The sequence below is a fragment of the Cedecea sp. NFIX57 genome, from assembly GCF_900177785.1.
Lineage (GTDB): Bacteria > Pseudomonadota > Gammaproteobacteria > Enterobacterales > Enterobacteriaceae > Cedecea > Cedecea neteri_C.
Map to the genome: position 1 here is coordinate 156,721 of NZ_FXAS01000010.1, position 18,690 is coordinate 175,410.

18 protein-coding genes and 1 pseudogene are annotated in these 18,690 nt (G+C 55.4%); 10 read left to right on the forward strand and 9 right to left on the reverse strand.

Translation table 11 applies throughout. The features are described from left to right. Window positions 1-116: 116 nt before the first annotated feature. The 5 genes and pseudogenes from rhlE to B9Y90_RS11065 form a co-directional block, all read left to right on the forward strand. Window positions 117-1,517: an ATP-dependent RNA helicase RhlE gene (gene rhlE / locus B9Y90_RS11050; RefSeq protein ID WP_085541244.1), complete on the forward strand. Its 1,401-nt coding sequence runs from the start codon at window positions 117-119 to the stop codon at window positions 1,515-1,517. Between the two features lie 131 nt (window positions 1,518-1,648). Then, window positions 1,649-2,584: a tRNA dihydrouridine(16) synthase DusC gene (dusC, locus tag B9Y90_RS11055; protein ID WP_039291305.1), complete on the forward strand. Its 936-nt coding sequence runs from the start codon at window positions 1,649-1,651 to the stop codon at window positions 2,582-2,584. Between the two features lie 276 nt (window positions 2,585-2,860). Further along, entirely contained in the window at window positions 2,861-4,189 is a 1,329-nt protein-coding gene (locus B9Y90_RS11060; RefSeq protein ID WP_085541245.1) for an OprD family outer membrane porin, read from the forward strand. 24 nt (window positions 4,190-4,213) lie between these two features. Then, on the forward strand, window positions 4,214-4,369 hold the full coding sequence (locus tag B9Y90_RS26440; RefSeq protein WP_176227861.1) for a hypothetical protein: 156 nt from the start codon (window positions 4,214-4,216) through the stop codon (window positions 4,367-4,369). Beyond that, a pseudogene (locus tag B9Y90_RS11065) lies at window positions 4,341-4,838 on the forward strand (family 1 glycosylhydrolase); the annotation flags it as partial. The gene B9Y90_RS26440 and the pseudogene B9Y90_RS11065, both read left to right, overlap by 29 nt. A 73-nt stretch (window positions 4,839-4,911) precedes the next feature. Here the strand turns inward: B9Y90_RS11065 and B9Y90_RS11070 are convergent. Further along, on the reverse strand, window positions 4,912-5,832 hold the full coding sequence (locus tag B9Y90_RS11070) for a LysR family transcriptional regulator (RefSeq protein WP_085541246.1): 921 nt from the start codon (window positions 5,830-5,832) through the stop codon (window positions 4,912-4,914). 78 nt (window positions 5,833-5,910) lie between these two features. On the opposite strand from B9Y90_RS11070, the gene B9Y90_RS11075 reads away from it, so the two are divergent. Beyond that, window positions 5,911-6,864, forward strand: a complete 954-nt coding sequence (locus B9Y90_RS11075; protein ID WP_085541247.1) for an MBL fold metallo-hydrolase — start codon at window positions 5,911-5,913, stop codon at window positions 6,862-6,864. 38 nt (window positions 6,865-6,902) lie between these two features. Here the strand turns inward: B9Y90_RS11075 and yohP are convergent, their stop codons facing one another. From yohP to B9Y90_RS11090, 3 genes are all read right to left on the reverse strand, one after another. Then, window positions 6,903-6,986 carry a small membrane protein YohP gene (yohP, locus tag B9Y90_RS11080; protein WP_008456306.1) on the reverse strand — a complete coding sequence of 28 codons (84 nt, stop codon included), beginning with the start codon at window positions 6,984-6,986 and terminating at the stop codon, window positions 6,903-6,905. A gap of 111 nt (window positions 6,987-7,097) precedes the next feature. Beyond that, on the reverse strand, window positions 7,098-7,835 hold the full coding sequence (locus B9Y90_RS11085) for a class I SAM-dependent methyltransferase (RefSeq protein WP_085541248.1): 738 nt from the start codon (window positions 7,833-7,835) through the stop codon (window positions 7,098-7,100). 91 nt (window positions 7,836-7,926) lie between these two features. Beyond that, window positions 7,927-8,394 carry a nuclear transport factor 2 family protein gene (locus B9Y90_RS11090; RefSeq protein ID WP_085541249.1) on the reverse strand — a complete coding sequence of 156 codons (468 nt, stop codon included), beginning with the start codon at window positions 8,392-8,394 and terminating at the stop codon, window positions 7,927-7,929. Between the two features lie 106 nt (window positions 8,395-8,500). Between B9Y90_RS11090 and B9Y90_RS11095 the strand changes: the two genes are divergently transcribed. Then, entirely contained in the window at window positions 8,501-9,070 is a 570-nt protein-coding gene (locus tag B9Y90_RS11095; RefSeq protein WP_085541250.1) for a TetR/AcrR family transcriptional regulator, read from the forward strand. Here the strand turns inward: B9Y90_RS11095 and B9Y90_RS11100 are convergent. Further along, window positions 9,067-9,630: a DedA family protein gene (locus tag B9Y90_RS11100; RefSeq protein WP_085541251.1), complete on the reverse strand. Its 564-nt coding sequence runs from the start codon at window positions 9,628-9,630 to the stop codon at window positions 9,067-9,069. The two genes, B9Y90_RS11095 and B9Y90_RS11100, sit on opposite strands and share 4 nt — an antisense overlap. A gap of 199 nt (window positions 9,631-9,829) precedes the next feature. Between B9Y90_RS11100 and B9Y90_RS11105 the strand changes: the two genes are divergently transcribed. Together B9Y90_RS11105 and pbpG are read left to right on the forward strand one after the other, a co-directional pair. Further along, complete coding sequence (locus tag B9Y90_RS11105) at window positions 9,830-10,417, forward strand: Yip1 family protein (RefSeq protein WP_008456316.1); 588 nt, start codon at window positions 9,830-9,832, stop codon at window positions 10,415-10,417. A 161-nt stretch (window positions 10,418-10,578) separates the two neighbouring features. Next, a complete protein-coding gene (pbpG, locus tag B9Y90_RS11110) occupies window positions 10,579-11,520 on the forward strand; it encodes a D-alanyl-D-alanine endopeptidase (RefSeq protein WP_085541252.1) in 942 nt (313 codons plus the stop codon). On the opposite strand, the gene B9Y90_RS11115 is transcribed toward pbpG, so the two are convergent. Beyond that, a complete protein-coding gene (locus B9Y90_RS11115) occupies window positions 11,521-12,075 on the reverse strand; it encodes a GNAT family N-acetyltransferase (RefSeq protein ID WP_085541253.1) in 555 nt (184 codons plus the stop codon). It lies immediately after the preceding gene. 113 nt (window positions 12,076-12,188) lie between these two features. Next, window positions 12,189-13,922 (reverse strand): D-lactate dehydrogenase, encoded by a 1,734-nt coding sequence (dld, locus tag B9Y90_RS11120; RefSeq protein WP_085541254.1) that lies wholly within the window; start codon window positions 13,920-13,922, stop codon window positions 12,189-12,191. Between the two features lie 176 nt (window positions 13,923-14,098). On the opposite strand from dld, the gene bglX reads away from it, so the two are divergent. Continuing rightward, the gene (gene bglX, locus B9Y90_RS11125; protein ID WP_085541255.1) at window positions 14,099-16,396 is read left to right on the forward strand and encodes a beta-glucosidase BglX; all 2,298 of its coding nucleotides are present in this window, start codon (window positions 14,099-14,101) and stop codon (window positions 16,394-16,396) included. A 75-nt stretch (window positions 16,397-16,471) separates the two neighbouring features. Here bglX and folC read toward each other — a convergent pair whose 3' ends face one another. Continuing rightward, entirely contained in the window at window positions 16,472-17,755 is a 1,284-nt protein-coding gene (gene folC, locus B9Y90_RS11130) for a bifunctional tetrahydrofolate synthase/dihydrofolate synthase (RefSeq protein WP_085541256.1), read from the reverse strand. A gap of 48 nt (window positions 17,756-17,803) precedes the next feature. Further along, window positions 17,804-18,643, reverse strand: coding sequence for a dioxygenase family protein (locus tag B9Y90_RS11135; protein WP_085541257.1), 840 nt, complete (start codon window positions 18,641-18,643; stop codon window positions 17,804-17,806). Window positions 18,644-18,690 lie beyond the last annotated feature (47 nt).

The window sequence follows — 18,690 nt, forward strand, 5'->3', positions numbered from 1 at the left end:
CGCGAACGGCGCCGTGGTTTGCGCCTCCTCTCTTCGCCAGCTTAGCGCTGGCGCGTGATGTTCCCCCTGGAAACTACACCGCACATTTCTGCGGTCAGGGCGGTTCTGGAGTTCCTATGTCTTTTGATTCTCTCGGCCTGAATGCCGATATTTTGCGTGCGGTGGAAGAGCAGGGCTATCGTGAGCCTACCCCAATCCAGCGCCAGGCAATCCCGGTAGTCTTATCAGGCCGTGACCTGATGGCCAGTGCCCAAACCGGCACCGGCAAAACCGCAGGCTTTACCCTGCCACTGTTACAGCGTCTGACTGACAGCGCGCCTCACCTGAAGGGCCGTCGCCCGGTGCGTGCGCTGATCCTCACCCCAACCCGTGAACTGGCGGCGCAGATTGGTGAGAACGTCCGCGACTACAGCAAATATTTAAATATCCGCTCGCTGGTTGTCTTCGGCGGCGTGAGCATTAACCCGCAGATGATGAAGCTGCGCGGCGGTGTGGACGTGCTGGTGGCAACGCCGGGCCGTCTGCTAGATCTTGAGCATCAGAACGCCGTGAAACTCGATCAAATCGAGATCCTGGTGCTGGACGAAGCCGACCGTATGCTGGATATGGGCTTCATTCATGACATTCGTCGTGTGCTGGCTAAACTACCTGCGCGTCGCCAGAACCTGCTGTTCTCCGCTACCTTCTCCGATGACATTAAAGCGCTGGCTGAGAAGCTGCTGCACAACCCGGAAGAAGTGGAAGTGGCTCGTCGCAACACGGCGTCTGAACAGGTCACGCAGCACGTTCACTTCGTGGACAAAAAGCGCAAGCGGGAACTGCTGTCGCAAATGATTGGTGAAGGCAACTGGCAGCAGGTGCTGGTGTTCACCCGCACCAAACACGGCGCTAACCATCTGGCAGAGCAGCTGCAAAAAGACGGTATCACCGCGGCGGCAATCCACGGCAACAAGAGCCAGGGGGCTCGTACACGCGCGCTGGCTGACTTCAAAAGCGGCGGCATTCGTGTGCTGGTGGCGACCGATATCGCGGCTCGCGGCCTGGACATTGAAGAACTGCCGCACGTCGTTAACTATGAGTTGCCGAACGTGCCGGAAGACTACGTGCACCGTATTGGCCGTACCGGCCGTGCGGCGGCCACCGGCGAAGCGTTGTCTCTGGTTTGCGTGGACGAGCATAAGCTGCTGCGCGACATCGAGCGTCTGCTGAAGCGCGAGATCCCACGTATCGCATTGCCAGGCTTTGATGTGGATCCGTCGATTCCGGCTGAGCCAATCGTCAACGGTCGTCAGCAGCGTGGTGGCGGCGGTGGTCGTGGCGGCCAGGGTGGTCGCGGTGGCCAAAGCCAGGGGCAGGGCCAGCGTCGCGGTGGCAACGGCGGGAACGCAAATGCTTCCGGTGAGCGTAACAATGGCCCGCGCCGCAGCGGTAAACCGCAGGGCGAAGGTGCCGCGAAGCCGGCTGGGGATAATGCCCGTCGTCGTCGTCCACCCCGTAAACCAGCGGCTGCGCAGTAAGTTTCATACCCTCACCCTAACCCCCTCCCTTTCAGGGAGAGGGGATTAAAGACGCTCTGTGTTCCCCCCTCTCCCCTCTGGGGAGAGGGTCGGGGTGAGGGGACAACACCATACATATTATCGGATGCGTCATGCGTGTTCTTCTTGCCCCGATGGAAGGGGTTCTCGACTCTTTAGTCCGCGAACTTCTTACCGAGGTTAACGACTACGATCTCTGTATCACCGAATTTCTTCGCGTGGTTGATCAGCTGTTGCCGGTTAAATCTTTCCTCAAACTTTGCCCCGAACTCGATCATGCCAGCCGCACGCCATCCGGTACGCTGGTTCGCGTCCAGCTTCTTGGGCAATACCCGCAGTGGCTGGCTGAGAACGCAGCTCGCGCGGTCGAACTCGGTTCCTGGGGCGTGGACTTAAACTGCGGCTGCCCGTCAAAGCTGGTCAACGGCAGCGGCGGCGGTGCGACTTTGCTCAAAGATCCCGAACTCATTTATCGCGGCGCGAAAGCTATGCGTGAGGCTGTGCCCGCGCATTTGCCTGTCACGGTAAAGATTCGCCTCGGCTGGGACAGCGGTGCACGTCAGTTTGAAATTGCTGATGCCGTGCAGCAGGCGGGGGCGACAGAGCTGGTGGTTCACGGACGCACTAAAGAAGATGGCTATAAAGCCGAACTGATCAACTGGGGCGCTATCGGGGAAATTCGCCAGCGGCTGTCGATCCCGGTCATCGCTAACGGCGAAATCTGGGACTGGCAAAGCGCGCAGGATTGCCTGGCCACTACGGGATGTGATTCGGTGATGATTGGGCGTGGGGCGCTGAATGTGCCGAACCTGAGCCGGGTCATCAAATACAATGAAGCGAGGATGCCGTGGGCTGATGTCGTTACGCTGTTGCAAAAATACAGCCGTCTCGAAAAACAGGGTGATACCGGGCTGTATCACGTAGCAAGGATTAAACAGTGGCTTGGTTATTTGCGTAAAGAATACGTTGAAGCAACGGAACTGTTTACCGTTATTCGTACATTAAAAACGTCCAGTGAAATTGCTAATGTTATTGGTGCGTTAAAATAGTTTTCTTAAAACCCGTTAATTAAACTTTTAATTAACGGGCATTTTCTGTTAAAGAATTTCTTTTCTTTCATTCTTTCCTGAATGCGGTTCACAAATTTTTATCTTTCTTTTATTTTGTGCTGGAGCTGGTTTCAGCATGATGACATCATAGCTGCGTAAATTATTCCAAAGGATTGTTACTGTCTAACAGGCAAAACCTAAATTCATTCTCCGGTTTCCGGGAAATGAATTTAGGTTTTTTTTTGCTTTTTTTTATTAAAACAAGGGACGTTTATCATGTACTCACGCACGAAAATAACCGGTGGCATGATGCTGCTATTTGCTCTGGGAGGTATGCCCGAAGCTTTGGCCAGCTATTCTCACTCTGATGGCGGCCTGCTAACAGACAGCCATCTCGATGCCACCTTAAAAAATGTCTGGATGCTGAATACCACCGACGCAATGGCGGATCAGGGCATTGGTGATCAAAATGCCTGGGCTCAGGCGTTGCATCTGGACTGGCAAAGCGGCTGGCTGTGGGATCACGTGGGGGTTGATGCCTCGTGGTATGGCGTAGCGAAGCTGTACGCTAACGATGCCTTCTACGGCAGGGACTTATTGAGGGACAAAAACGGCAAAGCACAGGGCTTCAATAAACTTGGGCAACTGTACGCCAAAGCACGATGGGGGGATGCCGGGCGGCATCTCAATCTTTGGGGCGGCTGGCGTCAGCTCTATAAATTCGGCGCGTTAAACGTTACCCGCAGCCGAGCCGCCCCCAGTACCTGGGAAGGCGTTAGCGCCGAATTTACGTGGGATGACTTTGGCGCAAAGGCCGCCGTCGTGAACCGCTTTTCTGAGCGCGATGAACCGGAAAAACGCCGATTCCGAACCTTAAAAACAAATATGCAAATTGACTACATTGCGACCAGTGAACTGAGCTGGTCACCGGCAAAGGGCAGTAAAATTAGCTACATTGCCGCCGAGAGTGATAGCTATCTTCTCCGCCACGGGCTTGAAGCGAATACCGTGGTGCCGCTTGGCAAAGATTTTAATCTCCTGGCAAGAGGCACGTACTACTACGCCCGTGGCCTCAGCGATTGGGAGGGGGCTCGAGGATTCAGCCGCACAGCACAGCACCTTTTTGCCCTTGTCGGCTATCAATACGGGCGAGCGGAATCCGGCCTCGGCTGGTCGCACACTCGGGCGCCTTTAGATAACGGTTTAGGCCACTTTTATTGGCACTTTGGTAAAAACACACGAGGTGCCTTTAATAGCAAAGCCGATGGCGAAGGTAATGACTACATCAACGACGGCGAACAAATGTTGTATTTATACAGCCAGTATCAGATCTTGCCTGAATTACTGGTTGGCATATACGGCAATTACGGTTTTGGCATGCAATATAAAGGCGTGGATTTAAAAGAGTGGGAGTACGGGGGCTATTTTCTCTGGCATAGTCCGCAGGTTAAAGGCCTGAATGTCTTTGCTGGCTTTGGCCCGAGTTATAGCTGGAAGTTAACACCTGCCAGAATGCCTTCTCTTGATGAAAAAAATCATATTTTCCGTCGCGCGAAAGGCGTGGGGGGAAGCGTACGCGTTGAATATCGGTTTAATTTATTTTAATTCCGTCATAAATAAGGAGTGAACATGAAAAAGAATATCATCGCCGGGCTGGTGCTCACACTCATTGCGGGCTCCGCTTTTGCCGCCGAGCGCCCCATGCGTATTTTGATCGTCAATGATGATGGCTGCGAGTCTGTCGGGACAACATCGTTACATGACCGGCTGCGTGACGGCAGATGAACAGCTTAATGCGAAGCTGCGCAGTAATATTCTCAGCATGGTGCCAAACCCGCATCTGCCAAGTTCTGAGTGGGGCTGGCAAATTGACCCAACCGGCATGCGCATCCTGCTCAATATGCTGTGGGATCGCTACCAGAAACCGCTGTTTATTGTCGAAAACGGCCTGGGAGCGAAAGATAAGCCTGAAGCTGACGGCACGATTAACGACGATTATCGCATCAGCTACCTGAACGATCATCTGGTGCAGGTGGGCGAGGCGATTGAGGACGGCGTAGACGTAATGGGCTACACCAGTTGGGGGCCAATCGATCTGGTTAGTGCGTCGAAAGCCGAACTGTCGAAGCGCTACGGGTTTATCTACGTTGACCGCGATGATCAGGGGAACGGGACGCTGGAACGTTCAAGAAAGAAAAGCTTCCACTGGTATAAAGAGGTGATTGCCACTCACGGCGGTAGCCTGAAGCGCTAAGCCGCGGAAATAAAGTCAGTTTGCCATCAGTCTAAAGAGGGAAAACACATTTCCCTCTTTCTTTTCTGCACCGTTAAACCACATTCACCAGCCGCTGAATAAACCCGCGCAGCCACATCAGCGCGGCGTCGCTGTTATGGCGCTGATGCCACAATAAAGCGACCTCAAACGGCGGAACGTCAACCGGAACCGGGCTTGCGGTCAAACCCCAGGTTTTCTGCCAGCCGGCTGACAGTCCTGCCGGGACGGTAGCCAGTGTCGGCATCTGCATCAGCAGACCCGGTAGTGCCGCAAAATGCGGTGTTGTGTAGCTAATGTGGCGCGTTTGCCCGAGTTTCGCCAGGAGAGTGTCTATCTGGCTGCTGTTGGCTTCGCGATAGCTGACCAGCACGTGCTGGTGGGCGACATACTCTTCCAGCGACAGCGGGACGCTGGCCTCAATGTGCTGCGGGTGCCAGAGCGTCATAAAATTCATGCTGGTCAATACTTCACGCTCCAGCCAGCGGGCGCTTTGGTTCGCCACGCTGATCGCCATATCCAGCTCGCCGCCTTCCAGCCTTTGGGCGTCGGTAAACGGGTCGCTGGCGACAACGTTAATGCGCATCCCCGGTGCGTCCTGCTTCAGCGCGGGGATGAGTTTTGGCATCAGCCACATTTCCACCCAATCGGTCATGCCGATGGTCACGGTCGCTTTGGCGCTGGCCGGGCAAAACTCAGCCTGCTGGAAAAGCGCGCTTTGCAGCTGCTCCAGCAGAGGCATCAGCTCGGTGTGCAGTTCACTTGCGCGCGCGGTAGGCTGCATGCGGTGGCCGCTGCGAATAAACAGCGGGTCGTCGAACATATCCCGCAATCTTGCCAGCGCGCCGCTGACCGCAGGCTGCCCGAGGTGCAGTTTGTCGGCCGCCAGCGAGACGCTTTGCTCGCGGAACAGCACGGCAAAAGCGATCAGCAGGTTGAGATCGATTTTGCGGAAATCATTTTCTTTGATAGTCATTATTTCTCCAATCAATTGGCGTGATGATACGCCCGACGGGATACTGGCGGCAAGTTGAACACCTGCCTGGAGAATAAAATGAAAACTTTGCTCATGCTGCTAACGCTTTTAGGCGGCACAATATCCGTTTCTGTCCTGGCCACGCCGCAGGCTATAACTCAGCAGCAATCGCCTGGATATTACCGCATGATGCTGGGGGACTGGCAAATTACGGCGGTGTCGGACGGCACCGTAGTGGTACCGCTGGATAAATTGCTGACGCACATTACGCCGCAGAAACTGCGCCAGCGTATGGCGGCGGACGCAATGACGCCCGCCGCAGAAACGTCGATCAATGCCTTTGTTATCAATACGGGGCGCGAATTGATTCTGGTTGATACAGGCGCCGGGGAATTATTTGGCTCTGCCGGTGGGCACCTGCTGGAGAATCTACGGGCGGCAGGTATTGCCCCTGAAGATATTTCTCTGGTGCTGCTAACTCATATTCATGCCGATCATTCCGGCGGGGTGGAATATCGTAGCAAGCCCGCTTTCCCCAACGCGACGGTTCGCGTGGAACAGAAAGATGTCGATTTCTGGCTCAACCCCGCTCACCTCAGCGACGTTGAGCCTGGGCAGCGGCATACCTTTGCTGAATCTGAACGTTCGCTGCGCCCGGTGATTGACGCCGGTAAGCTCACCACTTTTCATGCTCCGGCAGAAATTCTGCCTGGCATAGAAGCCATTCCTGCCGCAGGGCACACGCCGGGCAGCGTGATTTATCGCGTTAGCCGGGGCGGCCAAAATATGCTGATGTGGGGCGATATTATTCATGCTAAAGCGGTGCAGATGCCCGATCCGGAAGTGGCGATTCATTTCGATGTTAACCAGCAGCAGGCGGTTGCCACGCGTGAGAAGGTGTTAAAACTGGCGGCTCAGGAAGGCGACTGGGTTGCGGCGGCGCACATTGCTTTCCCGGGGATTGGTTATGTAAAAGAAGAAGGCAAAGCCTGGCGCTGGGTGCCGGTAAACTACAGTAGCCGATCGGATTGAGAGCGAAAGGCGCCACATAAACGTGGCGCCAGGCGTTTTTAAAAGATCATTTTGAATACGCCGGTCACCACCAGCAGCCCGATGAGAAAGATAATCAGAATGGCCCATAAAATAATTTTCATTAGCGCTCCTTACCTTTTGGTTGGCTCTTGTTGAGTATAGGCAAGGATCAGTGGACGGGGGAGTTGCCTCCCCGTAGACGGAATAATTGAGAAAAAGAATGCTACTTAGATTTAACGCTGGGGTTTAGCTGCTGCGAGCAGGAAGATCATTGGCCGTTCGGCCTCTTCTGCTAGTGCGGGGTTGAGGGCAATTTGTTCGGCCTCCGGGCCCCATTCGTCGAGCTTTTCAATCACAAAGCCGCTTTCAATCAGGGCGTTAATCCAGGTGGCCAGCTTGCGATGCTGTTTCTTCACGCCTTCGGCAAACCAGTTACTGAGGCGCTCACCTTCCTGCTGATAATGATTCACCGGCCAGCTGCGTTGCCCGGTCTGATCCTGCAGCCACGTCTGCGTTGCGGGCGCGGTGTAGATCGGGTGCTCGGCGGTAAAGACCAGCTTGCCTCCCGGCACCAGGGCCTGTTCAAGCGTGGCAAACAGCGGGCGAATGTCATCCAGGTAATGAAGCGCCAGAGAGCTGTAGGCCAGATCGATACTGTTCGCTGGCAGTTGCAGAGTGGAAAGATCTTCCTGGCGGTAGTCGATGCCTGGACCTTCGGTCATTTCACGGGCTTTGGCGAGCATGCGCGTCGATACATCCAGCCCGACCGTTTTTGCCGCACCTGCTTCTCTTGCGTAGCGGCAAAACCAGCCGTAGCCGCAGCCTAAATCCAGCACCTGCTTGCCAGCCAGCGGCGGCAGCATCGCCTGAACTTTTGCCCATTCAGGCGCGCCGTCCAGACCTTTTACAGAGCGGTCCAGCGTGGCATAACTGGCAAAAAAGGCCGGATCGTCATAGATATTTTGCGTCATAAATCCTCCGCGTTTATGTGGCCATCATTGGCCAGCAGGAATTTTAGACGCGACGCCGCCGGAAAGAAAACCGGCTCCGACGGCAAAACCGTTAAAAACCGAAATGACTCAGCTCAGGATGATCGTCCGGGCGGCGGCCCAGCGGCCAGAAGAAGGCTCGCTCGCTCTCTTTGATCGGCGTGTCGTTGATACAGGCGTGGCGGTTAATCATCAGGCCCTGCTCGTCAAACTCCCAGTTTTCGTTGCCGAAGCTGCGAAACCAGTTGCCGGAATCATCGTGCCATTCATAGGCGAAGCGTACCGCAATACGGTTCCCGTCGTGCGCCCAGATCTCTTTGATCAGCCGGTAGTCCAGCTCACGCTGCCACTTTCGGGTTAAAAAGCCGACGACGGCTTCGCGGCCATCAACAAACTCAGCCCGGTTACGCCAGTGGGTATTCAGGGCGTAAACTTGCGAGACGCGTTCGGGATCGCGGCTGTTCCAGGCGTCTTCCGCCAGGCGAACTTTTTGTTTTGCCGTCTTGAGCGTAAATGGGGGAACCGGGGGTTTTACTGTCATGGTCTGCTCCTGTGAATGTGTAGACAGGTCTGTCTACTTCTCTAAGCTAGCCTGAGTAGACAGATTTGTCTACATGCGTCATGATAGATTTTTAACAGGAGAAATCATGCCTACTGCTGCGACCCCCGGCGCCCGCGATCGTATTCTGCACACCGCGCACGATTTGTTTTACCGTGACGGCATTCGTGCCACCGGCATAGACAGAATCATCAAAGAAGCCAGCGTCACCAAAGTGACCTTCTACCGGCATTTTCCGGCCAAAGACGACCTGATCCGTGCTTTTCTGGATTATCGCCATCAGCGCTGGATGGTGTGGTTTAGCCGCATGCTGGAAGCGCAAACCGGCGAAGGGAAAGGGCTGGCGGAAGCGTTAATGGCTACCTTGCAAAACTGGTTTGACGATGAGGCGTTTCGCGGCTGTGCGTTTATTAATTCGGCGGTAGAAATGGCCGAGGCGCTGCCGGACACGCTGCCGATTGCCCGCGCTCACAAGCAGGCGATGGTGGAATGTCTGGCCGGTTATTTGCCCGATAATGCAGGTGGCAGGCAGCAGGCAGAAATGCTGGCGCTGGTGATTGACGGCGCGATAGTTAAAGCCCAGCGCGATGGCAGCGGCGAAGAGACGCTTCTGCTGCTGCGGGCGTGGCTGGCGTTGCTGCCCGCAGCCGAGGATTAATCCTCTTTTTGCCGGTGCTTAAACCACAAGCGGACGGCCACGACCAGCACCACGGCAACAATAAGCCAAATCCAGTGGCGCAGGTGCGCATCCAGGCTGTGCAGCCACGGGCCGACGACTTCGCCGCCAAGATAGCCAAGCGTCGTAAACAGCGTGGCCCACAAAATGGCTCCACAGATATTCAGCGGAATAAACAGCTTTGGCGGCAGCTTGCTGGCGCCGATGATAATCGGCCCGACGATGCGAAACCCGTACATAAAGCGGCTGCCAATCACAAACAAATACGGGTGGCGGTTGATCAGCGCCTGAGCCTTGGCCACTTTCTTTTGATGCTTCTTAAAGCGAGCCAGCAGGGCGCTGCCGAAGTGCCTGCCGACCAGGAACAGCACCTGATCGCCAATCATACCGCCGAGCGCGACAGACAGCACCACCAGCGGGAAGGTTAAAAGCCCCTGATGCGCGGCCACGCCGCCTAACAGGGTAATGGTTTCCCCCTCTGCCATACTGCCGATAATCAGCGCGGCGTAGCCATACTGTTCTATTAAGCCATTGATATCCATTAAGCTGGACTCTCCTCCATGTATACCCGTCTTCTGCAACTCGAATTATTTAGGGTATGAAATCTTTCCTAAAGCATACAACTCATCGCCGCCAGGCCTGTACAGAATCGGAGATATTTTTCACCTGGTTAAATAATAACCTGAAGGTGAATTATACTTGGAGTATCGCAAGCATTTGCGCCGCAGGTCCGGAGGTTGTATGAGCCATGTCTGGGGATTGTTTTCCCATCCTAATCGGGAAATGCAGGAAATTAAGCGCGAGAACGAGTCCGTCTCGCATCACTACACTCACCATGTGCTGTTGATGGCGGCCATTCCCGTCATCTGCGCGTTTATCGGCACCACGCAAATTGGCTGGAACTTCGGGGACGGCACTTACGTTCAGCTCTCTATGTTTACCGGCCTGTATCTGGGCATTCTTTTCTACGCCCTGATGCTTGGCGGCGTCGCGGTGATGGGGCGGGTTATCTGGTGGATGGCGCGTAACTATCCGCAGCGTCCGTCGCTTGCCCGCTGTATGGTCTTCGCAGGCTACGTGGCCACGCCGCTGTTCTTAAGTGGGATTGTGGCGCTTTATCCGCTGGTCTGGCTGTGCGTGGCGGTGGGCGCTCTGGCGCTGGTCTACACCGGCTATCTGCTCTACGTCGGCGTGCCGGACTTCCTCGGTATCGACAAAGAAGAGGGGATGAGTTTTTCCAGCTCAACCCTGGCCATTGGCGTGCTGGTACTGGAAGTGTTGCTGGCCGTCGCGGTGATTCTGTGGGGTTATGGCTACCGTTTGTTCTGACGGGGCGAATTAACAGAAAGTTTTGATATAACGTTACGATTCTTAACTGGCAGTCAAGCGGGGCGGCGGAGTATGATTCCGGCGCCCCGCATGTTTATGTCATCCCGATGACGCTTAGCGGTGAGCCTCTACTTTTCCGGAATCATTACAGAAGTGTCACCATGCCGACAAAAATCCGTTTATCGTTGTTCAGCCTTGCGCTGATGATGACTGTGCCTTTTGCCCCGCAGGCAGAGGCCAGTAAGGTCGCCACCCACGCGGCCAGCGCCGGTCAGGAGATTGCCTCCGGCAGCGCCATGATTGTCGATCTGCAAACCAACAAGATTCTCTATTCCAGCCATCCGGATCTGGTTCGTCCTATTGCCTCCATCACCAAACTGATGACCGCGATGGTGGTGCTGGACGCCCATCTGCCGATGGATGAAATGCTGAAAGTGGACATCAGCCACACGCCTGAAATGAAGGGCGTTTACTCTCGCGTTCGCCTGAACAGCGAAATCAGCCGCAAAAACATGATGCTGCTGGCGCTGATGTCGTCAGAAAACCGCGCGGCGGCAAGCCTGGCGCACCACTATCCTGGTGGCTACGACGCGTTTATTCGTGCGATGAATGCGAAGGCGAAGTCCCTAGGCATGACCCACACCCGCTATGTGGAGCCGACCGGCCTGTCGATTGAAAACGTCTCAACCGCGAGCGACCTGACCAAACTGCTGGTGGCGACGCAGAAATACCCGCTGCTGGGCCAGCTCAGCACCACGCATGAAGATATGGCCACCTTCCGCAACCCGGCTTACACGCTGCCGTTCCGCAACACCAACCATCTGGTGTATCGCGAAAACTGGAATATCCAGCTGACGAAGACCGGTTTTACCAATAACGCGGGCCACTGCCTTGTAATGCGCACGGTCATCAACGGCCGCCCTGTGGCGCTGGTGGTGCTGGACGCGTTCGGGAAATACACCCACTTCGCGGATGCTAACCGCCTGCGAAACTGGATGGAAACCGGCAAAGTGACCCCGGTTCCGGCGGCAGCGTTAAGCTACAAGCGCTCTAAAGCGGCGCAAATGGCGAACAACACCGCCGCAGGTTCGGAAGAAGAGTAATCAGTCCGGCAGCGTCCCGTCTCCACCGTTGAGGGGGCGCTGCATCATGAGTGTGTCCCGCCAGTCACCCAGTTTAAAGCCAACGCTTCGCAAACATCCGACGGTTTCAAACCCGTGCTGACTGTGTAATTTGCACGATCCGGTATTATTTTCCCCGTCGCCAATCACCGCAATCATTTGCCGCCACGGCCCTTTTTCACACAGTACGATGAGCTGGCTCAACAGGGCTTTTCCAATGCCGCGTCCGGTCATAGCAGCGTCGATATACACCGAATCTTCTACCGTGTAGCGGTAGCCGGGGCGAGGGCGGTACACCGTAGCGTAGCAGTAGCCCACCACTTGATTATCAATCACCGCGACCAGCCACGGCAGGCCATGAGCGCGAACCGCCGCCAGCCGCTCGGTCATCTGTTTTCCATCAGGCGGGATCTCTTCAAACGATCCTTTGCCGTGCAGCACGTGCCAAGCATAAATCGTTGTCATAGCGGGGATATCGTCGGGGGTGGCTTCCCTGATGAATACGGCAGGGAAAGGCAACGTTTCTACTGCGGACATCTTTCACTCCTTGGGCAGAAAAAGGGTGAAGATAGCCTTCACCCTGCTTTATTAATCTATGCCCAAAAAAGCGTGAAACATAGTTTGCCCGTCATAGGAGAAACTTATCTCCGTCAGCCGTGCTCCTGCTCGCTGTGGTCCTCAGCCCAGCCTTTACGCCGGGTCGTTTTGCCAATTCCTGGGTTCATGCTGTTGGTCGGGTCGTTGGCCTTGTAGAACTGCTTCAGCGTTTCCGGTGCTTTGTAGAGATGGCCGACGTTATGCTCGGCGGGGTACTGCGCTCCGCGTTCGTGCAACAGCGCCAGCATCTGCCCTTTCAGCTCGTGCACGTCCACGCCTTTTTTGACGATGTAATCCTGGTGGAAGACATGGCACATAAAATGGCCGTAATAGAGGCGATGGATCAGCTTATCGCCGATCTCCGGCGGCAGCTCTTCGAACCAGTCTTCGTCGTTGCGGCGCAGCGCGATATCCAGCGCCAGAATATCTTCCACCTCATCCGCATGCACAGCGTGGTAGCGAATGGCGGCCCCGGCGGCGGCAAAGCGATGCAGGAAGGCTTTGCTGCCTTCATCCGCAGTACAAACGAAGAAGTCACCTTCGGCGGTTTTAAAATATTCGCTCAGCCACGCTTTGGCCTCATCGATCCCGTCCCCGGCCATTTTCAGCAGCAGGTGGTGAGGATATTTATCCCGCCAGGTTTTCATGCGCTCCGGCAGGTGCGCCGGGAAGACGCCGCCGAGTTTCTGCATAAAACGGTCGGTAAAGTGCGGCTTAAACAGCGACACTTTATCGAGCATCGCGTCGGTGCGTCCCTTCATGGTGAAAAAGAACGGCATTTTGTCGGTGCCAAGCTTGTCAATCATCAGGAACGTGTCTTTGCCGTACTTCTCCGCGATGTCGTAAATATCGCGGTGCATATACTCCCCGGCGACCGGCAGATTTTCGAAGTTGGCCAGAATATGGCGACGAATCTCGGTGAGTACATTGGGCTGGTTGGTGCCGATGTAAAACACCTGCTGGCGTTTTTCCGCCGGGAAGGTGTCGAGGCGGACGGCGAAGACCGCCAGCTTGCCCGCGCAGCCTGAAGATTCAAACAGGCGGTCCGGGTCAGCGTTGTAGCGCGCAGGCGTGTCGGCCTCAACGTCGCGCACGCGGGTGACATAATCGTGGTCGTGAGCGTGGCGGCCATCGTGCTGCACGTCGCCGTCTTTCACGCGCTCATCGTCGAGTGCGCCGAGAATTTGTTCCGGCGTGGTGCCGAGGTTAATCCCCAGATGGTTTACCAACTGCAGCTTGCCGCTTTCATCAATACGCGCGAAAAGCGACATCTCGGTGTATGCCGGACCGCGCTGCACCAGCGACCCGCCGGAGTTATTGCAAATCCCGCCAATGACCGAAGCGCCAATACAGGATGAGCCAATCACCGAATGCGGCTCGCGCCCGAGCGGCTTCAGCGCTTTTTCCAGAGAGTAAAGCGTGGTACCCGGGTAGGCCAACACCTGCTCGCCCTTATCCAGCAGATGCAGCTTGTCGAGGCGCAGCGTGCTGATGATCACAATATCGCGATCGTAGTCGCTGCCGCTTGGCGTAGAGCCTTCGGTCAGGCCGGTGTTGGCGGCCTGCATAATAATGATTTTATCCGCCTCGACGCAGGCGCTTAATACGCGCCACAGCTCCAGCAGAGAGCCGGGGAACACCACGGCCAGCGCTTCCCCCTGGCCGGAGCGGAAGCCTTTGCGGTAGCGAGCCGTTTTGGCTGGATCGGTTAAAACATGGTGCGAGCCAACGTGGCGAGAGAGTTCGTTTATCAGCGTTTTATTATCAGAAGTCATCAAAACAGACATGGATCCACTCCTTGTGGTGGCATCAAAAAGCTTGCCGTTAAGCATAGCGCCGAAAAACGTGAGCGTAACGAGGAAATCTCCGCGAAATCAGCAGCCAGGCTTTGCTACGCTCTTCTTACCGTGGTGGCGATGTGGCAAACTGCACGCCTTAACAAAAGCTTGTGAGAGTGAATCCGATGAAATGGCTCTGTTCTGTAGGGATTGCCGTAAGCCTGGCGCTGCAGCCTGCGCTGGCCGACGAAATGTTTGGCCCGCACCCTTTAACGCCGGAAGCGCGTGATGCCTACGTCACCGACCTGCTGAAAAAAATGACTACCGATGAAAAAATCGGTCAGCTACGGTTGATAAGCGTCGGCCCGGATAACCCGAAAGAAGCTATCCGTGAAATGATCAAAGCCGGGCAGGTGGGGGCCATTTTCAACACGGTCACCCGCCAGGATATCCGCACCATGCAGGACCAGGTGATGCAGCTCAGCCGCCTGAAAATTCCTCTCTTCTTTGCCTACGATGTGGTTCACGGCCAGCGCACCGTTTTCCCGATAAGCCTCGGCCTGGCGTCCTCTTTCAACCTTGATGCGGTCAAAACCGTGGGGCGTATTTCCGCCTATGAAGCCGCCGATGATGGCCTTAACATGACCTGGGCGCCGATGGTCGACGTCTCGCGCGATCCGCGCTGGGGCCGCGTGTCCGAGGGCTTTGGGGAAGATACTTATCTGACCTCCATTATGGGGCGCACCATGGTGGAAGCGATGCAGGGCAAAAGCCCGGCGGATCGCTACTCGGTGATGACCAGCGTGAAACACTTCGCCGCGTATGGCGCGGTCGAAGGCGGGAAAGAGTACAACACCGTAGACATGAGCCCACAGCGCCTGTTCAACGACTACATGCCGCCTTACAAAGCCGCGCTGGACGCGGGCAGCGGCGGCGTAATGGTGGCGCTGAACTCCCTGAACGGTACGCCGGCCTCCGCGGACAGCTGGCTGCTGAAAGATTTGCTGCGTGACGAGTGGAAATTCAAAGGCATCACCATCTCCGATCACGGCGCGATTAAAGAGCTTATCAAACACGGCGTGGCCAGTGACCCGAAAGACGCGGTACGTATTGCGCTCAACTCCGGCATCAATATGAGCATGAGCGACGAGTACTACAGCAAGTACCTGCCGGAGCTGGTGAAAAGCGGCGCAGTGCCGATGAAAGAGCTGGATGACGCCACCCGTCACGTGCTGAACGTGAAATACGACATGGGGCTGTTCAACGATCCGTACAGCCACCTCGGGCCGAAAGACTCTGACCCGGTAGACACTAACGCCGAAAGCCGTCTGCACCGCAAAGAAGCGCGTGAAGTGGCGCGTGAAAGCATGGTGCTGCTGAAAAACCGCCTGCAGACTCTGCCGCTGAAAAAGACCTCCACCATTGCGGTGATTGGTCCCCTGGCGGACAGCAAGCGTGACGCGATGGGCAGTTGGTCTGCCGCAGGCGTGGCCGCGCAGTCCGTCACCCCGCTGGAGGGCATCAAAAATGCCGTGGGCCAGCAGGGCAAAGTGGTGTTTGCCAAAGGCGCGAACGTGACGGATGAAAAAGACATTGTTGCGTTCCTGAACCAGTACGAACCGGCAGTCACCGTTGACCCACGCACCCCGAAAGCGATGATCGACGAAGCGGTGAATACGGCGAAAAACGCCGACGTGGTGGTGGCGGTGGTCGGTGAAGCCCAGGGCATGGCGCACGAAGCGTCCAGCCGCACCAACCTGACGCTGCCGCAAAGCCAGCGTGACCTGATTGCTGCGCTGAAGGCTACGGGTAAACCGCTGGTGCTGGTGTTGATGAACGGCCGTCCTCTGGCGCTGGTGAAAGAAGATCAGCAGGCGGACGCGCTGCTGGAAGCCTGGTACGGCGGTACCGAAGGCGGTAACGCCGTCGCTGACATTCTGTTCGGCGACTACAATCCGTCCGGCAAACTGCCGATGTCCTTCCCGCGCTCCGTAGGGCAAATTCCGACGTACTACAGCCACCTGAATACCGGCCGCCCGTACAATCCTGAAAAACCAAACAAATACACCTCCCGCTACTTCGATGAAGCCAACGGGCCGCTGTATCCGTTTGGCTACGGGCTGAGCTACACTACCTTCAAAGTGGGTGACGTGAAGCTTTCCGCCCCAGGCATGAAGCGCGACGGCAAAGTTGAAGCCTCCGTCACCGTCACCAACACCGGCGATCGCGCAGGGGAAACCGTGGTGCAGATGTACCTTCAGGACGTGACTGCTTCCATGAGCCGCCCGGTGAAAGAGCTGAAAGGCTTTAAGAAAGTGGCGCTGAAAGCGGGTGAAAGCCAGACGGTCAGCTTCCCAATCGACATCAGCGCCCTGAAGTTCTGGAACGCGAAGATGAAGTACGATGCGGAGCCGGGCAAGTTCAACGTGTTTATCGGCCTCGATTCCGCCCGCGTACAGCAGGGTGAATTTGAGCTGAAATAAAACTGAGAACTATAAGAATGCAGCCACCTTTAAAGGTGGCTGTTTTTTTAGGTGTAATTAATATCCCGCTGAAAGCTAGTGTATTCCCTGATTATTTTCGCTGGCAAGATTGAGCTCGTTTAATACTGGCGCAACAGAATAGAATGAGCCGCAGACGACAATTACATCGTCGGCAGTGGCGTCATCTTTGGCCGCCTCCCAGCCGGATAAAATATCCGGGAAGCTTTTTGCCTGCGGTAAATACTGAGCAATATCTTCAGCTTTAGAGCTTCTGGGGCCAGCCTGAATACCGCAGCAATACCACTCGCCGTTGAGGTCTTTTAACTGTTCAAGAGTGCCGTTGATATCTTTATTAATAAGCATGCCGACCACAAAAAAGTACCTCCCCTTTTTGGGGAAGCTGCGCAATCTTTCCGCTAAATATGCCGCGGCGTGCGGATTATGGGCCACATCTAAAATCACCGTCGGTTGATGGTTAATGACTTGAAAACGCCCTGGCAAATTGGCCTTATCTATGACTTCGTCCAACGCGGTAAGATCAAATTTAAGCCCGCTGACGCGTAGGGCCGCGACGGCGGTAGCCACGTTATCCCGAGGCATTTTAGGCTGACTCAGCGGCGCTATTTCGCCGAAGCTATCGCTAAACGCCCATGCCTCTCCACGGTCTGTTACTTGCCAGTTGGTCCCGCGTTGATGGGTAATTGCGCCAATCTGTGCCGCATAACGGAGCAATGACGCCGGAGCCTGAATTTGCCCAATCACCGCCGGACGACCGGGGCGGAAGATGCCCGCTTTGATTTCGCCGATGGCTTCGGTGCCTTTCCCCAGCCAGTCTTCATGATCCAGTGCCACGTTGGTAATCACAGAAACATCAGGTGTGAGAATGTTGGTTGCATCATCCCGGCCGCCCATGCCGACCTCAATGATTGCGACATCAACCTGAGCCCATTTCATCAGGCAAAACGCGCCTAGCGTATTGAACTCGAAAGGCGTGAGCGTGGTGGCTTCGCGTGCTTTTTCAATTTCAACAAAGGCAGCAATATGGGCGGCATCCGACAGTTCCTGGCCCTGAATACGCACGGTCTCTTTATAATGAATCATGTGGGGTGAGCTGAAGACGCCCACTTTGTGCCCTGACAGCATCAGCACTTTCTCGAGGGTATGGCAGGTGGTGCCTTTCCCGTTGGTCCCGCCAACCAAAAAGACAAAAGGCGCAGGCTGTAAGACATTCAGTTTGGCGGCCACGTCCTTGATTCTGTCCAGGCCCATATCAATGACCTGTGAATGAAGGCTGTCGATGTAAGCCAGCCAGCGGGGTAAGTCTGAAGTGAGATCGGGTATGTTTGCACGGTTGCTCATCAAATATTCCTTGGATGAAACTACAATCTGCGGGGTGGGGTTGCCGCTTTAGCTGATCGGGTTCAGGACGAAATTGAAGTCCAGGGTGCAGAATGATTGCGGGCAAAATGTCCCGTCAGGCGCAATGCCCGGCGCGTGTTTAACCCAGTCGGCAATCAATGAGGCTCTTACGCCAAATACGCTGTCCGAATTGAGGTATTCATCCTCTTTATTGAAGACATGCGTAATTAAACGCTGGTATCCCTCGGCATTGATCATGAAGTGCAGATGCGCCGGGCGCCACGCGGCTCTCCCCTGGGCGGCGAGCAGGCTGCCAACCGGGCCGTCGCTGGGGATCTCGTAAGCCTCAGGGACAACGGTTCTAAAAAAGAAATTTCCCTGTGAATCCGCTTTCATGACGCCGCGGCATCGAAGTCCGTGAATATCCGCTGCCTGCACATCGTATTGACCCTCGCCGTCGGCATGCCATATATCAATCGTTGCATTGGCAACGGTTTCCCCGCCGATCCCGGTTACTTTGCCTGTTACAAACCACGGCGTGCCCGGTGCACCCTGTGAAAAATCGTCTCCCGGTTCAAGCAGTGGGGCTTCCGCAACATGAAAAGGTCCAAATACGGTGGATTCCGTGCATCCGGCGGGTTTGCGATTATTTTGCGCAATGACCAGAGAAGATAATCCCAGCACATCGGAAAGCAAAATAAACTCCTGGCGTTCGGGGCTGCAATATTTTCCAACCTGGGTAAGAAATTCAATGCCTTTCTCCCACTCCTGCTCCGTCAGCTGAACTTCCCGGGCAAAAGCATGCAAATGCTCGATCAGGCCAGTAAAAATCGTATGCATATGTAGAGCGGAAAACGTTTTTGCACTTTTTTCTAAAATATTTTGCACTCACACAAGCTTAAAATGGAGTGCAAAATATTTTTAAAATTCGATGC

Excerpts from the sequence above, each read along its gene's own strand:
- B9Y90_RS11085 (WP_085541248.1), bottom strand. The coding sequence starts at position 7,835 with ATGACGCAAAATATCTATGACGATCCGGCCTTTTTTGCCAGTTATGCC.
- B9Y90_RS11090 (WP_085541249.1), bottom strand. The coding sequence starts at position 8,394 with ATGACAGTAAAACCCCCGGTTCCCCCATTTACGCTCAAGACGGCAAAA.
- B9Y90_RS26440 (WP_176227861.1), top strand. The coding sequence starts at position 4,214 with ATGAAAAAGAATATCATCGCCGGGCTGGTGCTCACACTCATTGCGGGC.
- pbpG (WP_085541252.1), top strand. The coding sequence starts at position 10,579 with ATGCCGACAAAAATCCGTTTATCGTTGTTCAGCCTTGCGCTGATGATG.
- dld (WP_085541254.1), bottom strand. The coding sequence starts at position 13,922 with ATGTCTGTTTTGATGACTTCTGATAATAAAACGCTGATAAACGAACTC.
- B9Y90_RS11100 (WP_085541251.1), bottom strand. The coding sequence starts at position 9,630 with ATGGATATCAATGGCTTAATAGAACAGTATGGCTACGCCGCGCTGATT.
- B9Y90_RS11070 (WP_085541246.1), bottom strand. The coding sequence starts at position 5,832 with ATGACTATCAAAGAAAATGATTTCCGCAAAATCGATCTCAACCTGCTG.
- bglX (WP_085541255.1), top strand. The coding sequence starts at position 14,099 with ATGAAATGGCTCTGTTCTGTAGGGATTGCCGTAAGCCTGGCGCTGCAG.
- B9Y90_RS11105 (WP_008456316.1), top strand. The coding sequence starts at position 9,830 with ATGAGCCATGTCTGGGGATTGTTTTCCCATCCTAATCGGGAAATGCAG.
- B9Y90_RS11060 (WP_085541245.1), top strand. The coding sequence starts at position 2,861 with ATGTACTCACGCACGAAAATAACCGGTGGCATGATGCTGCTATTTGCT.
- yohP (WP_008456306.1), bottom strand. The coding sequence starts at position 6,986 with ATGAAAATTATTTTATGGGCCATTCTGATTATCTTTCTCATCGGGCTG.
- dusC (WP_039291305.1), top strand. The coding sequence starts at position 1,649 with ATGCGTGTTCTTCTTGCCCCGATGGAAGGGGTTCTCGACTCTTTAGTC.
- B9Y90_RS11095 (WP_085541250.1), top strand. The coding sequence starts at position 8,501 with ATGCCTACTGCTGCGACCCCCGGCGCCCGCGATCGTATTCTGCACACC.
- rhlE (WP_085541244.1), top strand. The coding sequence starts at position 117 with ATGTCTTTTGATTCTCTCGGCCTGAATGCCGATATTTTGCGTGCGGTG.
- B9Y90_RS11115 (WP_085541253.1), bottom strand. The coding sequence starts at position 12,075 with ATGTCCGCAGTAGAAACGTTGCCTTTCCCTGCCGTATTCATCAGGGAA.
- folC (WP_085541256.1), bottom strand. The coding sequence starts at position 17,755 with ATGAGCAACCGTGCAAACATACCCGATCTCACTTCAGACTTACCCCGC.
- B9Y90_RS11075 (WP_085541247.1), top strand. The coding sequence starts at position 5,911 with ATGAAAACTTTGCTCATGCTGCTAACGCTTTTAGGCGGCACAATATCC.